The organism is Streptomyces sp. NPDC001544 (assembly GCF_042894285.1).
Taxonomy (GTDB): Bacteria; Actinomycetota; Actinomycetes; order Streptomycetales; family Streptomycetaceae; genus Streptomyces.
Map to the genome: position 1 here is coordinate 41,843 of NZ_JBIAVN010000017.1, position 18,710 is coordinate 60,552.

The following is an 18,710-nucleotide window of genomic DNA, read 5'->3' on the forward strand; positions in this document are numbered from 1 at the left end:
GTGGGTCTGGACCGGGGCCGGGGCCGGGGCCTGTTGCCGGGTCGGCGAGGGCGGTGTCAGGCGAGCAGCCCCGACGACCGCCACAGCCGTCGGCCGACGCCCCGCAGCAGTCCGATGTCGTCGAGGCTGTGCCGGTGTGCGGCTCCGCCGCGTGGCTGTCAGCCGCTGCAGGCGGTGGGTCTGGACCGGGGCCGGGGCCGGGGCCTGTTGCCGGGTCGGCGAGGGCGGTGTCAGGCGAGCAGCCCCGACGACCGCCACAGCCGTCGGCCGACACCCCGCAGCAGCCCGATGTCGTCCAGGAAGTCGGTCAGCCGCTTCGCTCCCGTCTGCATGACCTCCCGGCGGTGGGCGCTGGCCTTCACCTGGGCCATTGCCTCCCGCTTGTCGAGGCCCACGTTGGTGTACACGTCCGGGTTGACGAAGGCGACCGAGAAGACGCGGGCGAACTCGCCGGCGGTGACCCGGGTGAACTCCTGGGACCAGCGCGGCGCGGTCACCATCTGGCGGCGGAGCTCCTCACGGGCGTAGCGGACGTGGCGGGCCTCCTCGACCACGTGGATGCGGGTGACACCCCGGATCAGGGGCTGCACCCGCTCGTCCGGGAAGGTCAGCCGCTGCATCCAGTCCAGGACCTCCTCGCCGAGCAGCGTCGCCGTGAACGAGCCGGGCGTGGTCGAGATCGTCTTGAACAGACGCCCCAGGTTCTGGTGGGCCCGGCTCACCGGGTACCAGGGCGCGTCCCCCCGGGAGATCAGCCGGGCGAACATCTTGGAGTGCCGGCACTCGTCCTCGATCTCCGTCAGCGCGTACCGGACGTGCGCGCTCGTCGCCGCCTTGTCGTAGATGTGCCGGACCAGCAACTGCATCAGGATGATCTCGAACCAGATGCCCAGCGAGGCCAGCGCCGCCGCCTCGTGCTGGGAGAGCAGGATCCGCTGCTCCTCGCCCATCCGCCGCCACAGCGGCGTGCCGTACAGAGACACCAGCTCGGGCGGCCAGAACCACTTGCCCTCCTCGAAGGGCGCGTCCCAGTCCAGCTCCTCGTCCGGGTCGAAGGAGTGCCTGGCGGAAGAGGCGAGCAGCCGCTCGGCCACCTGCTCCCGGTCCTTGAGCAGGCCGAGCGCGTCGCGCAGCCCCGCGAGCGCCTCGCCTTCCGTCACCGTCGTCATGGCCGTCCCACCTCGTCGCCGGCTGTCAATGTCTGCGGCACTTATGAGACTGCTTGTCAGCAAGCCCGTCAATCCCCTGCGCGCCTCTTGTTGACTCGGCGTCTACGTGTGAGCCTGCCGGTATGCCGACCTACGACCTCTACGCCATGGACTCGGGCGCCCCGCACTGGCAGGTGCCGGCGAGCGGCGCCGCCCGCTTCAGCTGGGAGTACGACGACGGCCGCGACCGATTGCTCGCCCTGTACCAGAAGGGCAAGGACAAGCAGTGGGACGGGCAGAAGCGCATCGACTGGGACCTCGAGGTCGATCCCCACGACCCGCTCGGCACCCCCGACGAGGCGATGACCCTGTACGGCACGCCGTACTGGGCGAAGATGACCGACAAGGACAAGGGCGAACTGCGCAAGCACTACGCCTCCTGGCAGTTCAGCCAGTTCCTGCACGGCGAGCAGGGCGCGATGATCTGCGCGGCGCGGATCGTGGAGTCCGTCCCCGACCTGGACGCCAAGTTCTACTCCGCGACCCAGACCATGGACGAGGCCCGGCACGCCGAGATCTACGGCCGCTTCCTGCACGAGAAGATCGGGATGCTCTACCCGATCAACGACAACCTCCAGTCCCTGCTCGGCGACACCCTCCGCGACTCCCGCTGGGACATGCCCTACCTCGGCATGCAGGTGCTGATCGAGGGCCTGGCGCTCGCCGCCTTCGGCATGATCCGGGACACCACCGACAAGCCCCTGCCCAAGCAGATACTCGCCTACGTCATGCAGGACGAGGCCCGGCACGTCGCCTTCGGGCGGATGGCCCTGCGGGACTACTACAAGCAGCTCACCGACGCCGAACTGCGCGAGCGCGAGGAGTTCGTCGTCGAAGGCTGCTATCTGATGCGGGACCGCCTGCGCGGGGTCGAGGTCCTGGAGAACTTCGGCATCCCCAAGGCGGAGGCCGAGGAGTTCAGCGAGCGCTCCGAGTTCCTCCGCCTCTTCCGCCAGCTGCTCTTCAGCCGCATCGTGCCCTGCGTCAAGGACATCGGCCTGTGGGGCAAGCGCCTGCAGGAGGCCTACGTCGACATGGGCGTCTTCGAGATGGGCGACTCCAACCTGGACCTGCTGATGGCCCAGGACGAGGAGATCGCCGAGAAGCTGGACGCGGAGCGGTTCGCGGCGGAGGAGCGGGAGCGGGTGGCCGAGGTCGAGAAGGCCATCGAGGAGGGTCAACGCATCACGGGGTGATCACTCGATTGACGGAGGTATCGGCATATTCGCCTGGGTACGCTGGCTGTGCCAGGCAGACTCCGCCGCATGGGAGCCATCATGGACGAGGAGTACGAGTGGCCCCGTCCGCCGGAGGGCAGTTGGACGGCGGACGATCTGGACCGGCTCCCGAACCTTCCTCCGCACACGGAGCTGATCGACGGGAGCCTCGTCCTTGCAAGGCCGCGGACCCGCTTTCACATGCGCGCCATTCGGCTGCTGGACATCGCCCTGCTCCGCCAGGTTCCGGCCGAGTTCGACGTCTACTTCGAGTTCACGGTCACACTCGACAGGTGCAACCGTCTGGAACCGGACGTCCTGGTGGTCCGCGTCGACGCCGACACCGGCGCAAACGGCACCCGGCTCCTTCCGGAGGATGTCATCCTGGCCGTCGAAGTCGTCTCCGAAGACTCGGAGGAACGAGACCGAGAGGCCAAGCCGCGCAAGTATGCGGTACTTCTGGCGTGTGGAGGACGGCGGCAACGGCCTTCCGGTGGTTTACACCTACGAACTCGATCCGGCCACGAACACGTACGTCAGCACCGGCATCCACCATGACCGACTGAAGCTGACCGTCCCGTTCCCCCTCACCATCGACCTCACCGCGATCAACCGCCGACCGCCGGTTGCACCTCCTGCGGAGGGAACGACATCCGCAGGGTGAACGCGTAGTCGGTCGGCCCATGGGTGCGCAGATGCAGCAGCCGCTCCTCCGCCTCCGCCACGGTCGGCCGGTGCCCCGCCGGTACCCACCACATCGCGACCATCGCCTCCGACACCCGCTCGAACCTCCCCCACTGCCTTAACGGCGTGGGGGGACCCCCACCCGCCGCCGCGCCAGCAACTCCCGGTGCCGCCCCTGGTACATGAACGCGGTGAGCGCGTTCGTGTCCCGCCACACCGACATGTTGATGATCAGCCAGTCGTCACCGAGGACCGGGATGCCGGTGGCGTCCCCGGACTCGTCCTGCAGCCGCCACACGAACCCGTCCGCGGCGTCCGCCACCGCGTTCACCGGGTCGAGCGCGTCGACGAAGTCCTTCAACTGAGGCGAATCCAACGGATACTTGAGGCGAGCGATGTTGACCTGGGCGAGTTCGAAGGCGGCGGATGCGGTCATGACCGAACGCTAGGTCGGTCGTTCGGCGACCGTCACCCCCCGTCTCACAGACCGAGAACCGCCGACATCACCGCCTTCGCGATCGGCGCCGCGTCACCGCCGCCGCTGATGTGACCGCGGTCGGCCGAGGCGTCCTCCACCACCACCGCCACCGCGACCTTCGGCTCCAGGTCGTCGTCGGCCTGCGCCCAGGAGACGAACCAGGCGTACGGCACACCGGAGTTGCCGACACCGTGCTGGGCGGTGCCGGTCTTGCCGCCGACCGTGGCACCCCGGATCGCGGCGTTGCCGCCGGTACCCTCCCGCACCACGTCGGTCATCAGCTCCCGCATCCGCGCGGCCGTCGACGGCCGCATCACCAGGCGCGGGGGACGCGGACCGTACTCCGCCACCGTCTCCCCGCCCCTACGGGTGGTCCGGTCCACCAGGTACGGCGGCCGGAGCTGACCGCCGTTCGCGACCGCCGCCGCGACCATCGCCATCTGCAGTGGCGTGGCCCGGGTGTTGAACTGCCCGATCGAGGACAGCGCCAGCTGCGCCCGGTCCGCGCCCGGGTCGAAGGTGCTCGGCACGACCGGGAACGGGATCCTCAGGTGCCGGTCGTTGAAGCCGAAGGCCTGCGCCGTGGCCAGCATGTGCTCGGCGCCCGTGTCCACGCCCAGCTTGGCGAACACCGTGTTGCACGACCACTCGAACGCCATCCGCACCGAGGCGTCCCGGCAGCCTTCGGACTCGTTCGTCAGCCTCGTCCGGGTGCCGGGCAGCGTGTACGGGTCGGGGGAGCGGGTCCGGCGGTCCAGGTCCCGTACCGCGCCCGCGTCCAGGGCCGCCGCCGCGGTGACCACCTTGAAGGTGGAACCCGGCGGATACGTCTGCCCCACCGCCCGGTTGATCATCGGCTTCTCCGGGTCGTCGCCCAGCCGGGCCCAGGCCGAGGTCACCGCCTCGCCGTTCCCGGACAGCTCGGACGGGTCGTACGACGGCGTGGACACTAGCGCCAGCACCCGGCCGGTCGCCGGCTCGATCGCGGCCACCGCCCCCTTGCGCGCCCCCAACCCCTTGAACGCCGCCTGCTGCGCGTCCCGGTTCAGGGTCGTCACCACGTCCCCGCCGGCGCTGCGGGCCCGCGCGACGTCGTTCCACAGCGGCAGCGGCGACAGCATCGGGTCGGTGCCGGACAGCACCGGGTCCTCGGTGTGCTCCAGCAGCGTCGTCCCGTACCGCTGCGAGGAGAACCCGGTGACCGGCGCGTACAACGGGCCGTACCGGTAGCTGCGTTCGTAGCGCAGCTGCTCCCCGCTGTCCCACGAGCCGGTCACCGGCTCACCGCCCACCAGGATGTTCCCGCGCGGCTGCTGGTAACGGGCGATCTCGGGGCGGCGGTTGGCCGGGTTGCCGTCGTAGGACCGGCTCTGGACGACCTGGACGCGGGCCGCGTTCACCAGCAGGGCCGCCAGCAGCAGGACGCAGAAGGCGGCGGCGTGGTGGATGTGCTTCGTCACGGGGCCTCCCGCCCGTCGTACTGCCGGCGGGCCGAGTCACTCAGCCGGATCAGCAGGGCCACGATCGCCCAGTTGGTGACCACGGACGAGCCGCCCTGCGCGAGGAACGGCATCGCCATGCCGGTCAGCGGGATCAGGCCCGTCACCCCGCCCGCGATCACGAACACCTGCAGCGCCACCAGCGAGGCCAGCCCGACCGCGAGCAGACGGCCGAAGGGGTCGCGCAGCGCCAGGCCCGCCCGGTAGCCGCGCTCCACGAGGAGCCCGTAGAGCAGGAAGATCGCCGACAGACCGGCCAGGCCCAGTTCCTCGCCCGCCGTGGCCAGGATGAAGTCCGACTTGGTCGCGAAGCCGATCAGGGTGGAGTGGCCGAGGCCCAGCCCCGTGCCGGTGACCCCGCCCGCCGCGAAGGCGAACAGCGACTGCGCGAGCTGGCCCGGCCCCACACCGGCCTCGATCGTCGCGAACGGGTGCAGCCAGTCCTGGACCCGGCCGTGCACATGCGGCTCCAGCCGGCCGACCGCGACCGCCCCCAGCACCGCGAGCAGCAGCCCGACCGCGATCCAGCCGGTGCGGCCGGTGGCGACGTACAGCAGGACCACGAACAGGGCGAAGAACAGCAGCGAGGTGCCCAGGTCGCACTCCAGGACCAGCACGCCGACGCTCAGCAGCCAGATGGCGACGATCGGGCCGAGGACCCGGCCGGTGGGCAGCAGCAGCCACCCGACACGGCGGCCGCTGTGCGCGAGCGCGGTCCGGTTGGCCGCCAGGTACGCGGCGAAGAACACCGCGAGCAGCACCTTCGCGAACTCGCCCGGCTGGATGGAGAAGCCGGCGATCCGGATCCAGATCCGGGCACCGTTCACCGCCGGGAACAGCACCGGAAGCGTCAGCAGGACCAGGGCCGCGGCCACGCAGACGTAGGCATAGCGCTGCAGCACCCGGTGGTCGCGCAGCAGCAGGACGACCACGATGAACAGGGCCACGCCCAGCGTCGACCACACGAGCTGGGCCGGCGCCGCCCGGTCGCCCGGGGTCTCCAGGTCGAGCCGGTAGATCAGCACCAGGCCCAGACCGTTGAGCAGCACGCCGATCGGCAGCGGGAGCGGGTCGGCGCACGGGGCGCGCACCCGGACGGCCATGTGCGCGAGCAGGGCGAGGACGCCGAGCCCGGCTCCGTAGCCGGCCGCACCGGGCGGGACGGCGCCGTACCTGGCCAGGCCGACGGCGCAGTAGCCGTACACGGACAGCAGGACGGCCAGCACGATCAGGGCGAGTTCGATGCCACGGCGCCGGGGGAGGGGTACGTCGGGCGCCCGGGACTGTGCCGCCGCCATGGTGGTTCCGGCCTTGGTCATGTCCGGAACCTACCTAAATGCGGCCTCACATGTGCCCTGTTCGTCCCTGATCTTCCGAGATGTCAGCTTGCAGGGTCAGCGTCGCCACCGCTCCGCCGTCCGGGGCGTTGGCGAAGGCCAGTCGCGCGCCCAGCACCTCCGCCTGACCCACCGCGATCGTCAGCCCGAGCCCGTGCCCCTTCGCCCCGCCCTCGGTACGGAAGCGCTGCGGGCCGTGCCGTAGCAGGTACTCCGGATAGCCGTCACCGTGGTCCCGTACGGTGACCACCGGCCCGTCGCCGGTCAGCTCCACCGTCAGTTCGACCGGCGCGCGCCCGTGCTTGTGGGCGTTGGCCACGAGATTGCCCAGCACCCGCTCCAGCCGCCGCCGGTCGGTCTCCACGCGCGCGTCCCGCACGATCCGCACCTCGGTGTCCGTGCCCGACGCCCGCACCACCCGCTCCGCCAACGCGCCCAGCTCCTCCGAGTCCACCGCCGGCCGCTCCCGTCCGGTGTCCAGCCGGGAGATCTCCAGCAGGTCCTCGGTGAGGGTGCGCAGCGCCGCCACCCGGTCGCGCACCAGCTCCGTCGGCCGCCCCGGCGGCAGCAGCTCCGCCGCCGCGTGCAGCCCGGTCAGCGGGGTGCGCAGCTCGTGCGCCACGTCCGCGGTGAACCGCTGCTCGCTCAGCAGCTTGCCCTGCAACGACGACGCCATGGAGTCCAGCGCGTCCGCGACCGCGGCCACCTCGTCCTGGGGGCGGGTCGGATCCAGCGCGAGCGGATCGTTCACGCGTGCGTCCAGATCGCCGGCGCTGATCCGCCGGGCCACCTGCGCAGTGCCGTGCAGCCGCCGCGTCACCCTGGTCACCGCGAACGCGCCGACCAGCAGCGTCAACCCGATGGCCAGTGCCGACGACCACAGGATCGCCCGGTCCAGGCCGGCTATGGTCCCCGCCTGCTGCGAGTAGTCGACCTCCACCGCGAGCGCCCGCCCACCGTCGACGGGGCCCGCCGCCCACATCGTGGGGCGCCCGTGGTGCGTACCGACCATCGTCCCCCGCTGCCCGCTCACCGCCAGCGCCCGCAGCGCCGCGGGCAGCCCTTCCGGATCCACACCGGCGCCCGGCCGCAGGCCGTCCCCCGCCTGGAAGTCCTCGGTCACCTGGGCCAGCCGGTCCAGCGCCTGGTGCCGGGCCTGCCCCACGGTCTGGTCGGTCACCGAGACGTGCACCAGAACGCCGAGCAGCGCGGCCAGCGCGCAGCACATCACCACGATGAAGACGGCGGCCTTCACGGCCAGGGTGCCGGCCCACCGGGGAAGGCGAAGCCGGGGGGCCTTCAGCCGTGGGGCCCTCACCCGTGCGGCCCTTACCCGTGGAGCCCTCATCGCAGGCTCGCCGAGGGGGACGCCGAGGGGGCCGGCGTGCGGGAGGTGCGAGCCCCGTGTCCCCGCCTGCCGGTGCGCAGGAACTCGTCCCGGGAGAAGACCATCGCGCGCTGCTGCGCGTCCCAGGCCCAGGTGGTGCGGTACTCGTAACCCGTGATCCCGGCCGGGGAGCGGACGATCACGGTCCGGCCGGCCAGCTCGACCCCGGTGATCGCGTCGTTGTCGGACATCACCTGCACCAACCGGTGATGCTCGACGGTGTAGACGCGCACGGCCGTCTGGTTGGTCGGATACAGCCGGAAGCCCAGCGTCATGTCGTCACGCCCGTCCCCGGTCAGATCGCGGTAGTACGCCTTCAGCACGGGACACCGCCGCGCGTCCCCGCCAGGCCCGCAGTCGTCCATCCGGGCCGCCGTGGCGTGGTACGCGCCCTTGCCGCCGTAGTCGTCGGCGTGCGCCGCTATCTCGGCACGGACGACGGCGACCGGGGAGACCGCGTGGATGTCGTCACCCGGCACGGTGACGCCCTTCACGGTCTCCGTGCTGCCCTCGTCGTACGGCCAAGCCGGACTGGAGGCCGGGCGCAGGTCGGGCCAGAGCCGGTCGGGGCCGACCGCGGCCGGGGTCGCCCCGGCGCCGCGCAGGCCCCCCGTGTCACCGCAGCCGGCCGTGGCCACCGCCACCAGGGCGACGGCGCAGGCGGCGACGGCGGCTCGGGCGGCTCGGGCGGCGCGGGCCGGACGGGTGCGGGGCACGGTGCTCCTGTGGCTCGAATCATTCGGTAGTACGACCGCACGGCGGCCCAGCACACCCTATTCGGCCAGTTCCTCCAGCAGACGGGCGGTGGTCAGACCCGCGCGCAGGTACTCGACGAACAGCTCGTTGTGCAGCGCCCAGGGGGAGCGCCGGGCGCGGACGATCCGTATCGCGTCCTCGACGCCATGCCCCCGGCGCACCAAGGCATGCGCTATGACCAGGCCAGATCGGTTGTACCCGTGGTAACACCGGACGAGGACCGTACGCCCCGCATCCAACCCGTCATTCGCCGCCCGGGCCAGCCGCATCACACCGGCGAGCTGCGTACCGTCCAGCGGACCGTCGGGAATCGGCCACACATGATGCTCGACCCCAGGCTCCGGCCCATGCCCCGGAAGCCGCAACAAGGTCTGTACGAGATCGAACTCGTCCCGTACGACGGCGAACTCCAGCTGCCCCGCCGGCCCCCGGAACTCGTGGCCGCCCATCCACAGGCCCGGCACTATCTCGCTCCACGGGGTACCCGGAGCCGGTACATCGGGTTGTCTCCTGCGGGTACGCAACGGCGCCTCCCCCACTCCGTCCCCCCACCGCTGTCAAAGGTAACGGGGTTCTTGCCCGGGGAGCACCCCGCCTGTTCCCATGGTCGAGGGGTGATGCGGATGAGCGGACTGCGCGTCGTGCCGACCTGGCGGCACGGTCAGGAACGGCTGTACGTCTGCGGCAGGGACGGCGGCAACATCGCCTGGTACGACAGAGAGGCGGCCCGGGTCAACCTGCTCAGCGAGGACCGCAGGGAGGACGTACTCACTGTCCTGCAGCCCTTCCTGACCGGCCCGGTCACGGTGGGCCCGCCCCCGGTCCCGACCCCCGCCGAACTGGCCCGCCTCACCCTCCACCCGGACGACGACCTGGCGCCCAACCGCCCCGGCGAGGCCCTCCTCGTCGCCCTGGACCGCAACCCCGCCCCACCGCACCGCCTACGCCCCGACCCACGCCGCCGCGCCCTCGCGGCCGAGCAGACGGTCGGCGAGGCCCTGGACCGCCTCGACGGCGCGGGCTGGCACGCCCTCCACTCCGTCCCCCTCCCCGGCGGCGACCGCATCCACCACCTCCTGATCGGCCCCGGCGGCCTCTTCACCCTCCACACCGTCCCCGCCCGCCGCCACCGCGTCCTCATCACCGACCCGATGGTCACGCTCGGCCGCCGAGACCCGGTTCCTTTGCTGCGCCAGGCCCGAACGGATGCCGACCGCGCGTCCTACGCCCTGACCGCGGAGGTCCGCCCCGTACTGGCCCTGGTCGACCCGGGGGAGGTGTCGATACCGGTGCCGCTGCGCGAGGTGCGCGTCCTGCGCGACACGGAGATCGGGGACCTGTCCCGGCTGGGGGGCGTGCTGAAACCGGCGGACGTGGAGGCGCTGCATGCGATGGCGCGGGACCGGGGGACGTGGGGGAGGGTGTGAGGCGGTGCCTGGCGGGCGCCGGCCGGTGATATCCAGCCCGCCCCGGGTGTGTTCCGGGTGCCTCTGAGCGCGGGCCGGCAACCTCTAAGCGCGGGCCGGCGAAAATCAGCCCGTCCGGCGTTTGAGGACGAGGCCGTTCAGGCCGATGGGGTCCGGGGCGGAGCCCCGGCGGGGTGCACGGGCCCCGCGAGGCCACGGGAGGCGCAGCCCCGGGCGGGGTGCAGGGGCGGAGCCCTGCGGGGCCACGGGAGGTGCAGCCCCGCGCGGGGTGCAGGGGCGGAGCCCCGCGGGGGCCAGGGGGCGCAGCCCCCAGCGGGGTGGAAGGGGCGCAGCCCCTGGAGGACGGGAAGGGTAGGGGCGGCGGGGGCGAACCCCCTCACCCCGGCAACACGGCGGCGCGCCCCCGCTCAAGCAACGGCGCCAGCAGATCCCCGAAATCCTGCACCCGCGCCGCAACATCCCCGGCCCGGAACACAAGCTGCTCCGCAGATCGACACCCCCCCACCTCCTCCCAAGTCACCGGCACCGAAACATACGGCTCAGCCCGCGCCCGCACGGTGTAAGCCGTAGCGGTCGTCTTCCGCGCCGCATTCTGACTCCAGTCCACGAACACCTTCCCCGGCCGCAGACTCCGCGTCATCCGATGCACCACCAACCGAGGCATAACCCGCTCCGCCTCCACAGCCAGCCCCTTCGCATACTCGGAAACCCGCTCCGACGAAGCCCCCCGCACAGCCGCCAGCAGATGCAGCCCCTTCGACCCGGACGTCTTGACGTACGCCGAGACCCCATCAACAGCCAGCCGCTCCCGCAACCACAAGGCAACCTCACAGCACTGCACCACCCCCGCCGGCGGCCCAGGATCCAAATCAAAAACGAGCCGATCCGCGCACCCGGGATCCTGGATCACCCACTGATGCGTATGGAACTCCGCGACGAGATTCGCCGCCCACATCAGCGACGCCAGATCCTGCACCAGCACCATCCGCGCAGGCCCCTCCGACCGAGGCACTTCACCGGTGGTGACCCAGTCGGGCGTACCGGGCGGCACGTTCTTCGTAAAAAAGACCTGCCCACCCGGCCCGTCCGGATACCGCAGAAACGAAACCGGCCGATCCCGCAGATGGGGAAGCAGCACTTCCGCGACGACCGCGTAGTAGTGCAGCAGCTCGCCCTTGGTGAAGCCGGTAGCCGGATACAGCACCTTCTCCAGGTTGCTGAGCGCGACCCGCCGCCCCTCCACCTCTGCGATAGGCGTCATACGATGAGAATCCCACGCAACCCCTGATAAAGCTGGACGAAACAACGAAAAGCAAAGGTGCTGCACGTGCGATCCATCTGGAACGGCGCCATCTCCTTCGGTCTCGTCAGCATCCCGATCAAGCTGGTCAACGCCACCGAGAGCCACTCCATCTCCTTCCGCCAGATCCACACCGAGGACGGCGGCCGCATCCGCTACCGCAAGGTGTGTGAACTGGAGGAGAAGGAGGTCACCCAGGCGGAGATCGGCAAGGGATACGAGGACGCGGACGGGACGATCATCCCGATCAGCGACGAGGACCTCTCCCACCTGCCGATCCCGACCGCGAAGACGATCGAGATCGTCGCCTTCGTACCGGCCGACCGGATCGACCCGCTCCAGATGGACGCCGCGTACTACCTCGCCGCGAGCGGCGCCCCGGCGGCCAAGCCGTACACACTCCTCCGCGAGGCCCTCAAGCGCAGCCACAAGGTGGCGATCGCGAAGTACGCGCTACGCGGCCGCGAACGACTGGGCATGCTGCGCGTCGTAGGGGACGCCATCGCCATGCACGGCCTGCTCTGGCCCGACGAGGTCCGCTCCCCGGAGGGCGTGGCCCCGGACGTCGGGGTCACCGTCCGCGACAAGGAACTGGACTTGGCGGACGCACTCATGGACACCCTCGGCGAGGTCGACCTCCAGGACCTGCACGACGAGTACCGCGAGGCCCTCGAGGAGGTCATCGCGGCGAAGGCGGCCGGCGAGATGCCCCCGGAACTCCCCGCCCCGCCGTCGGGCGGCAAGGTGCTCGACCTGATGGCCGCCCTGGAGAACAGCGTGCGGGCCGCGAGGGAGTCGCGAGGCGAGGAGCCGGCCGGCACGAGATCCCTCACCCGCGCCGCCCCAAAGGAGACGGGTGGCAAGAAGTCGACGTCGACGGCGAAGAAGACGACGGCCTCCAAGGAGACGGCGAAGTCGACCGCCAAGCAGGCCCAGCCCGCGAAGAAGTCGGCGGCGAAGTCGACCACGGGTGCCGCCGCGAAGAAGTCGGCGGCGAAGAAGAGCACGACGAAGACCACGGCCAAGAAGACCGCCACCTCCCGCAAGCGCTCCGCATGAGCGTTCACCACCGGGGCGGTAGCTGCTGGGTCAAACCTTGATCACGGTGGCCCTCCCGCCGCACAGATTGGTCAGGTCATCCGGATAGGGGGTCGCGAGACCGCTCGCGGTTCTGGGCGCATCGCGCCACCCAGTTCGGCGGTCCGACCGGCTAGGTCGCGGGGGAACCGGAAGTGCCGGGGGCGGCATGGTGGCCGGGCATGGCGAGAATGTAGCGGAGGCTGACCTTTTCGCCATGCCCGAGGCCGACTCGAACGGCAAGGATCAAGGCATGACCTCGGCGGACACATTTGAGAATTCGCCCCCTGGGCCGTCGTCGGGATCGAACAATCTGAGCGCCGATTCGAAAGTCGGACATGTCCGGCCGGCCGAACACAGGAGGTTCTCCGTGGCCAAGGGCTACTGGGTCAGTGTCTACCCCGCCGTCTCCGACCCTGAGACGCTGACTGCCTACTTCGAGCTGGCGGGTCCGGCTGTCCGGGCTGCGGGTGGACGCACCCTGTCCCGTGGCGGTCGAGTCGTCGCCCACGAGGCCGGAATCACGCAACGCGTCGTACTGATCGAATTCGACAGCTTTGAACAGGCGGCCGCGGCCTACGAGAGCGAGGCATACCAGAAGGCGCTGGTGGCCCTCCCCGAAGGCTTCGAGCGCGACTTCCGCATCATCGAAGGCATCGACTGACGCGGTGCAGGACGGCACCGGCTGAGGCAGACCGGTACGCTCCGGGACGCGTTCGGTCGACCATTGCGGCCAGGCCAGGCCAGGCCAGGCCAGGCCAGGCCACGCCAGCCCCGGCTGTCGGCGGACACCGTTCGCGATAGCCGCTTCGTCGATCGTCAGGGGGTGGGCCGATGTCCTGGCCGGATGTCACGGTGGTCGATGCGTGCGTGCGACGCGACGGCCGGGGCGGCAGCCCCACCGCCGTCACCGACGACGACCCGGCGGCGACGGACGCGGACCGGCGTGCGGTCGCCGCCGCGGCCGGCACCTCGCACGCGGCGTTCCTCGGCCCGGGGCGGACGCCGGACGGTGGCCGGCCGGTCAGGTTCTTCACCGCCACCGCCGAACTGCCCGGCTGCGGCCACGGCACCGTTGCCGCGCAGGCCGTCCGGTTGACCCGCACCACGCTGGACGAGCTGAACGACCGCCAACACACCGGCGGCCGCACGTTCGACACCGTCGCGATCCGCCGCCCCGCCGGCATCGAGGTGTGGTTCGACCAGGGCCTCGTCGCGCTGCGTCACCCGGCACCGGACGAGCGCGCCGCGATCGTCGCCGCGCTCGGCCTCACCGCGGACGATCCGCATCCGACCGACGCGCCACGGATCGCCGCGCCCGGCGCACCACGCATGCTGGTACCGGTCCACGACCGGTCGGCGCTGCTCCGAGTCCGCCCACACCTCGGCAGGCTGACGGCGGCGTGCCGACGGTACGGGCTCCTCGGCTGTTTCGTGTACGTACCGCCGGTGGGCGACCGACCGGGTGCGGCGCGGATGTTCGCGCCGGCGATCGGTGTCGACGAGGACGTCGCCAACGCCAACAGCACCGGCTGCCTGGCCGCCCACCTGCTCGACACGACAGGGGCGCAGACGGTCGCGATCGAGGTGGAGCAGGGTGACACCCTCGGTCGACCGGCCAGCGTGCTCGCTGCGGCCCGACGCGGACCGAAGGGCATCACGACCCGGGTCGGCGGGTTGGCGGTGGTCCGCGACGGACACAGCCGCATCCGGTGCGCCAGCCGACCATGATCGTTGTTCACCGGCATTTCCCTACACCGCGCCTACTCACACCCGGGTAGGACCGGCCCCGCCCGCCCGTCAGCCCGTGACCTGCCCGCTGTCCAACGCCGCCCCGGCGTCCCGCTGCGCCGGGATCGCCGGCAGCGCCCGTACCGCCATACCCGCCCGGTGCTCGTCGGCCTCCGCGCACAGCGCACGTGCCGCGTCGTTGAACCGGGCGACGGACGGCGGGTCGGAGGGACCCAACAGGTGCAGCTTCAGCTCGGCGCGGGCCGAGGCGTAGGTGTCGCGCTCAGGGTTGCGTACGGACTCCAGCAGGGCCGGTATCCCCGAGGCGTCCGGGGTGAGGACGGCGCCCGCACGGACGGTGGGGAAGGTCTCCCGGAAGTCGGCCTCGGCGAGGCCGCTGGTGTTGGCGACGGCGTACGGCTTCTCGCTCTCCAGATAGTCCGAGATGACGCTGGAGACATCGCTGACCAGCACGTCGGCCACGTTGAAGCAGGCGTAGACGTTCGGCCGGGCCCCGGTGACGATCCGGTGCTCCCACGCGGGGAACGAGGCCCAGTACGCGGCCTCCCAGGCGGCGGTCGCGGCGGCCACGGCCGCACCCCGACCGGCCTCCGGAACCCCCTGCAGCAGCATCCGCTCGGCGTCGTCCGCGCCCGCCCGGAACGAGGACGTGGTCAGCCGCTCGAGCTCGGCGGTCCGCGCGGCCAGCTCCGCCGCCACGGACGGATCCGGCCGCTCGTCGGCGTGCTCGGCGGCACGCACCGCGTTCGCGTCGCGGATCATCTCCTTGATCCGGGCGTTCGCGGCCCCCGCCCGAGGATCGACCGACCCGGTCAGCGGGTGCGGCTTGTACAGCAGCCGGACTCCAGGATCGGCCAACAGAGCCCGCACGATGTTCTCACCGGCCTCGATGACGGAGGTGTTTCCCGGATTGCCGTCCCACCCCTCCCAGGTAGGGGCGTAGAGAACAGTCGTGTAAGCCCCCGCGGGCGCACCGCGGTACGGCTCGATGACATCCAGCTGCGGACGCCCGATCTCCACGACGTCACGGTCGTCGACGCCCACAGCGGCCAGCGCGTACCGCTCGCGCGCCGCGGGACCGGCCACCCACACCTCGTCGTACGCCTTCGCGTACGGGTTGCAGCTCGACAGCTTGTCACTCTCGCCGTGGTTGACGAACGCGTGCTTGATGGTGGGAATCCGCAGCACCTGCGAGGTCTTCCCCGAGTTCGACGGGTGGATCAGCATCTTCAGCGTGGACTGCTCCAGCCGCATCAGATCGGCGACCTTCGGCAGACAAACAATCGGAATATCGGTCGAGGCGATCTTCCGCACCATGAACCGCTCACGCAGCACGATCAGCGGACGCCCCTCCAGCCGGGCCAGCGGCTCCAGCCACATGTTCGCCTGGTAGGCCGAGCTCGTACCGCCGGAGAAGTACATCCCCACCGTCGGCCGGTACTCCGCGAGCCACGCCTCGAACCACTCCAGCGCCTGCTCACTCGTCACCGGCCTGCGCCCCGGCAGCAGCCGCACCAGCAGCATGCCGACGGCCACCACCGCGAACACACAGGAAAGGGCGATCCCCGCGGCGGCCCACCAGGCCGAGCCGTTCACCGCGGTGACCAGCAGCCCGACCGTCGACGGCAGACCGAACATGAGCAGCCGCTGCCCGGAGCGGCGCATCAGCAGCGCCGGGGGAGCAGCACTCAGCCGCAGCGCCGAGGCGTCGACGTTCCGGGTCACCACGGGCAGGGTGCGGGAGCGGCGGACGAGGACCGCGAGCGCCTGGCAGGCGAAGTGCAGGCCGTAGAAGACCAGCAGGCCGCAGATGAGAGCGAGATACCGCGTCTCGTAGTCCTGCTCCTCGATACGTATGAGCCCGGTCACCAGCAGCAAATCCCGCACGACCTGGCGCACGAACACGGTCGCGTGCAGCCTCCCGAGAGCGGCGGCGACACCTCGCTGCCACCGGTGCAGCCCGACGTCCGCCGCCACCCCGACGACAGTGGCGGCGACGAGCACGGGAACACTGGGGAGGAGAGCGCCCACCGCCTGCACGGCGAACGACAGCGCGAGCACCATCGGCAGGAGGAAACGCGCCGCCCCGGTACGCAACCGGGCGGACAAGGGGGATGCTGACACTTCGCGGGCTCCAGGCAACTCAACATCCTCGAGCTCGGACTTGCTGACTGGCGCGATCAGGTTGCCGCGGGCCGGAAGCCGATGCGTACGGACGTTCTCTTTTCAAGTAGGTGGTCGGACTTTACCTGTCCGTTGGCTGGAATTCACCTGTGAGGTAATGGAAAGTTATCGACGCCACCGCATCGTCACCTCGGGGTGGCGAACGGTCACCAGCGATCACCGAACGTACGGAACGAGCGCCACCGGTCACCCACCCGGTCACCCACCCGGACGCCATCGCCTTGGACGCGGCCGACCGACCGTCCGGCCGAACGCCCTCCGCCAACACTCCGCACGGTCGATCACGGTCGCAGCGCTTCCGTCGTGTATCGGCCGCATGCCGCCAACCGTCGGATGCTGCCTGCACCTGCCGCATCGCGTCCTGTTCCGCCAGAGTACGGCTGCCCCAGGCGTCCCGTCCGGTTCGCCGTCTACGCACACGCCGCCCATCTGTCGACGCTCACGTCATGGGGGTTGACGAAGAGGAGCCGCGAAGGCTCGGCGGTGGACAGTCCCGCTGTCCCTCGTGCGGGCTGCTGGGGGACCGGGTGGCAACGCTCGAACACGACTGGGTCCTGCTGGAGCCGAACATGTCCCCACTGGCCCACACGGTGCCGGCGGAACACCGATGGATCGAACTGTCCGACGGCCGGGTGACGGTCTACGGGGTATGCCCACCCGACCAGTTCCAACGCTGCCGCATCGAACACCGCCTGGCCTGCCCGGCGCAGCCCCTGCCAGACCTCTGGCCGTGGCTGACAGCCCTACGGGACGAGAACGCCCACCACGCCGAACGCCAGGCCACCCCCGAGCCCCCGCCACGCCCGGAGGAATGGCCGGACGCCGGCTGATCGGCCGTACAGAAGCCGCCGGCCCGCCTCGCGCCCGGTCGTCAGCTTCCGACGTGGGACACGGGTGGCCGCCCCGTGGAGCGAGCTCAGTAGCGGTGGTTGGGCCAGTGCGGCTCCTCCCAGCGGGCGGGGCCGGTGAGTCCTATCAGCCGTACTCGGTGCAGCAGTTCCTCGGGCGCGCCCTGGGCGCGGAGCCGTGCCGGGGCGTGGCGGACCAGCCAGGCCGCGAGCTCGGTGCGCAGAGCATCCGCGTTGTCGTTGTCCCGCGTGTCCCATGGAAGTTCGTCTCCCAACAGGTCGTACTCCCAGTGGGCAGCCGCTTCTGCCAGGTGCCGGTCGGACACCGCGTGATCGAGCGCCTCCCAGGTGCTGAGCCACGGGCCGAGCGTCGCGGAAGCCTCGGCACACAGCGCGAGGACCTCATACACGGGGACAACGGGCTCCGGTTCGCTGAGGCTGTAAGCCCACCAGGCATGCAGGAACTCCCACACCGCCGCGCTTTGGCGAGCGGGCCACTGCTGCCAGTACCCCCAAGCGAACGAATGCCCGACCGCGTGCATACCGAACATGGGCTCTACGGTGCCGCTGACCAGGGCCCTGGCGAACTGAGGCAGAATGCGGCGCAGCACCGCGCCGTGATCCTTCCAGTCGGGGGCGGTCCAGGTGCGATGCAGCAGGTCCGGGTCGAGTTCCACGTCCGGGACTTTCAACTGCGCAAGCTCTTCTTCGCTGCCCCAGTGGCAGTCGCACTGGGCCTCGTCGTAGCGGGCGGTCATACCACGAAACGTGACGGCCAGGCAGTCCAGAGCACGGTCGAGCCGGAATCGTGCGGGAGTGTCGTCGAGGTTCATCGTGTCGGCACAGCCTCAGGAGGACTCCGGTGGCTTCCGCCAGCCGAAGATCGCGACTTTACCCGGGCCCGGCCGCCGCGGTCACCTCACTTACCTGTAGCGGGATTGGTCAGGTCGCCGTCCCCGCGGCGGCGCCGGGCGGTCTGCGGCTCACCGGCGCGGTGCTGTTGATACGCGCAGGCGCCGGGCTGCTTATGCCTTCGACCTGGGCTTGCGGGCTCTGCTTGCCGGGTTCCGCGAGCTGCTTGCCTGACCGCCCGTTGCCGCGAAGGCCTCCATGACATGGGCGAGGCTGTGACGGCGGCGAAGTGCTGACGGATTACCGATCGGAGAGTACGGTCACTCGGGCCGGTGGTCCGGCAGGCTCGTGTGAACCGATGGGACGGCCTGCCGGTTTCCCCTCACTCAACAGGAGGCTCCGCGATGCCCAAGACCACGCAGCTGCGTACGTACACCGTCCGCGACGGGTTACTCGACGAGTGGGTAGAGCGCTGGCGCAGTGACATCGTTCCGCTGCGGCTGAAGTTGGGCTTCGAGATCGGGGGAGCCTGGGTAGACCGGGAGCGGAATCAGTTTGTCTGGCTGATCTCCTACGACGGTCCCGAGACCTTCGCGGAGCGAAACGCGATGTACTGGGCGTCGCCGGAACGCAAGGCGATGGGCCTTGACCCGGACGACTACCTCGTGCGCACCGACGACCGTACGGTCGAGAAGCGTTACTGA

At 70.8% G+C, this 18,710-nt stretch carries 16 protein-coding genes and 2 pseudogenes; 8 read left to right on the forward strand and 10 right to left on the reverse strand.

The annotated features are described in order from the left end of the window. Positions 1–230: 230 nt before the first annotated feature. Positions 231–1,169 carry a diiron oxygenase gene (locus ACFY0F_RS31615; RefSeq protein ID WP_388801881.1) on the reverse strand — a complete coding sequence of 313 codons (939 nt, stop codon included), beginning with the start codon at positions 1,167–1,169 and terminating at the stop codon, positions 231–233. A gap of 122 nt (positions 1,170–1,291) precedes the next feature. On the opposite strand from ACFY0F_RS31615, the gene ACFY0F_RS31620 reads away from it, so the two are divergent. Together ACFY0F_RS31620 and ACFY0F_RS31625 are read left to right on the forward strand one after the other, a co-directional pair. Continuing rightward, the gene (locus tag ACFY0F_RS31620; RefSeq protein ID WP_388801884.1) at positions 1,292–2,404 is read left to right on the forward strand and encodes a ferritin-like domain-containing protein; all 1,113 of its coding nucleotides are present in this window, start codon (positions 1,292–1,294) and stop codon (positions 2,402–2,404) included. A 69-nt stretch (positions 2,405–2,473) separates the two neighbouring features. Continuing rightward, positions 2,474–3,089, forward strand: a pseudogene (locus ACFY0F_RS31625) (Uma2 family endonuclease). Here the strand turns inward: ACFY0F_RS31625 and ACFY0F_RS31630 are convergent. The 6 genes and pseudogenes from ACFY0F_RS31630 to ACFY0F_RS31655 form a co-directional block, all read right to left on the reverse strand. Continuing rightward, positions 3,034–3,545 (reverse strand): annotated as a pseudogene (locus ACFY0F_RS31630) (DUF3291 domain-containing protein). The pseudogenes ACFY0F_RS31625 and ACFY0F_RS31630 overlap by 56 nt on opposite strands. 44 nt (positions 3,546–3,589) lie before the next feature. Then, the gene (locus tag ACFY0F_RS31635) at positions 3,590–5,047 is read right to left on the reverse strand and encodes a penicillin-binding transpeptidase domain-containing protein (RefSeq protein WP_388801888.1); all 1,458 of its coding nucleotides are present in this window, start codon (positions 5,045–5,047) and stop codon (positions 3,590–3,592) included. Next, positions 5,044–6,405 carry an FtsW/RodA/SpoVE family cell cycle protein gene (locus tag ACFY0F_RS31640; RefSeq protein WP_388801891.1) on the reverse strand — a complete coding sequence of 454 codons (1,362 nt, stop codon included), beginning with the start codon at positions 6,403–6,405 and terminating at the stop codon, positions 5,044–5,046. The genes ACFY0F_RS31635 and ACFY0F_RS31640 overlap by 4 nt, the downstream gene beginning before the upstream one ends. A 25-nt stretch (positions 6,406–6,430) precedes the next feature. Continuing rightward, positions 6,431–7,771, reverse strand: a complete 1,341-nt coding sequence (locus ACFY0F_RS31645) for an ATP-binding protein (RefSeq protein ID WP_388801894.1) — start codon at positions 7,769–7,771, stop codon at positions 6,431–6,433. Further along, positions 7,768–8,526 (reverse strand): hypothetical protein, encoded by a 759-nt coding sequence (locus tag ACFY0F_RS31650; protein ID WP_388801897.1) that lies wholly within the window; start codon positions 8,524–8,526, stop codon positions 7,768–7,770. The genes ACFY0F_RS31645 and ACFY0F_RS31650 overlap by 4 nt, the downstream gene beginning before the upstream one ends. Positions 8,527–8,583: 57 nt before the next feature. Next, complete coding sequence (locus tag ACFY0F_RS31655; protein WP_388801900.1) at positions 8,584–9,090, reverse strand: dual specificity protein phosphatase family protein; 507 nt, start codon at positions 9,088–9,090, stop codon at positions 8,584–8,586. A gap of 99 nt (positions 9,091–9,189) precedes the next feature. Here ACFY0F_RS31655 and ACFY0F_RS31660 point away from each other — a divergent pair, with 99 nt between their 5' ends. Then, positions 9,190–9,993 (forward strand): nuclease-related domain-containing protein, encoded by an 804-nt coding sequence (locus ACFY0F_RS31660; protein WP_388801903.1) that lies wholly within the window; start codon positions 9,190–9,192, stop codon positions 9,991–9,993. A 376-nt stretch (positions 9,994–10,369) separates the two neighbouring features. Here the strand turns inward: ACFY0F_RS31660 and ligD are convergent, their stop codons facing one another. Continuing rightward, on the reverse strand, positions 10,370–11,254 hold the full coding sequence (ligD, locus tag ACFY0F_RS31665; protein ID WP_388801906.1) for a non-homologous end-joining DNA ligase: 885 nt from the start codon (positions 11,252–11,254) through the stop codon (positions 10,370–10,372). 57 nt (positions 11,255–11,311) lie between these two features. On the opposite strand from ligD, the gene ACFY0F_RS31670 reads away from it, so the two are divergent. From ACFY0F_RS31670 to ACFY0F_RS31680, 3 genes are all read left to right on the forward strand, one after another. Then, positions 11,312–12,352 (forward strand): Ku protein, encoded by a 1,041-nt coding sequence (locus ACFY0F_RS31670; RefSeq protein WP_388801909.1) that lies wholly within the window; start codon positions 11,312–11,314, stop codon positions 12,350–12,352. Positions 12,353–12,740: 388 nt separating this feature from the next. Next, entirely contained in the window at positions 12,741–13,034 is a 294-nt protein-coding gene (locus ACFY0F_RS31675; RefSeq protein WP_388802204.1) for a DUF1330 domain-containing protein, read from the forward strand. Between the two features lie 170 nt (positions 13,035–13,204). Beyond that, complete coding sequence (locus ACFY0F_RS31680; protein ID WP_388801912.1) at positions 13,205–14,101, forward strand: PhzF family phenazine biosynthesis protein; 897 nt, start codon at positions 13,205–13,207, stop codon at positions 14,099–14,101. Between the two features lie 69 nt (positions 14,102–14,170). Here ACFY0F_RS31680 and ACFY0F_RS31685 read toward each other — a convergent pair whose 3' ends face one another. Then, positions 14,171–16,186 (reverse strand): hypothetical protein, encoded by a 2,016-nt coding sequence (locus ACFY0F_RS31685; protein WP_388802207.1) that lies wholly within the window; start codon positions 16,184–16,186, stop codon positions 14,171–14,173. Positions 16,187–16,752: 566 nt separating this feature from the next. Here ACFY0F_RS31685 and ACFY0F_RS31690 point away from each other — a divergent pair. Next, positions 16,753–17,136, forward strand: coding sequence for a DUF6083 domain-containing protein (locus tag ACFY0F_RS31690; protein WP_388801915.1), 384 nt, complete (start codon positions 16,753–16,755; stop codon positions 17,134–17,136). An 86-nt stretch (positions 17,137–17,222) separates the two neighbouring features. On the opposite strand, the gene ACFY0F_RS31695 is transcribed toward ACFY0F_RS31690, so the two are convergent. Further along, complete coding sequence (locus ACFY0F_RS31695; protein ID WP_388801918.1) at positions 17,223–17,987, reverse strand: hypothetical protein; 765 nt, start codon at positions 17,985–17,987, stop codon at positions 17,223–17,225. A 423-nt stretch (positions 17,988–18,410) separates the two neighbouring features. On the opposite strand from ACFY0F_RS31695, the gene ACFY0F_RS31700 reads away from it, so the two are divergent. Beyond that, complete coding sequence (locus tag ACFY0F_RS31700; protein ID WP_388801921.1) at positions 18,411–18,710, forward strand: NIPSNAP family protein; 300 nt, start codon at positions 18,411–18,413, stop codon at positions 18,708–18,710.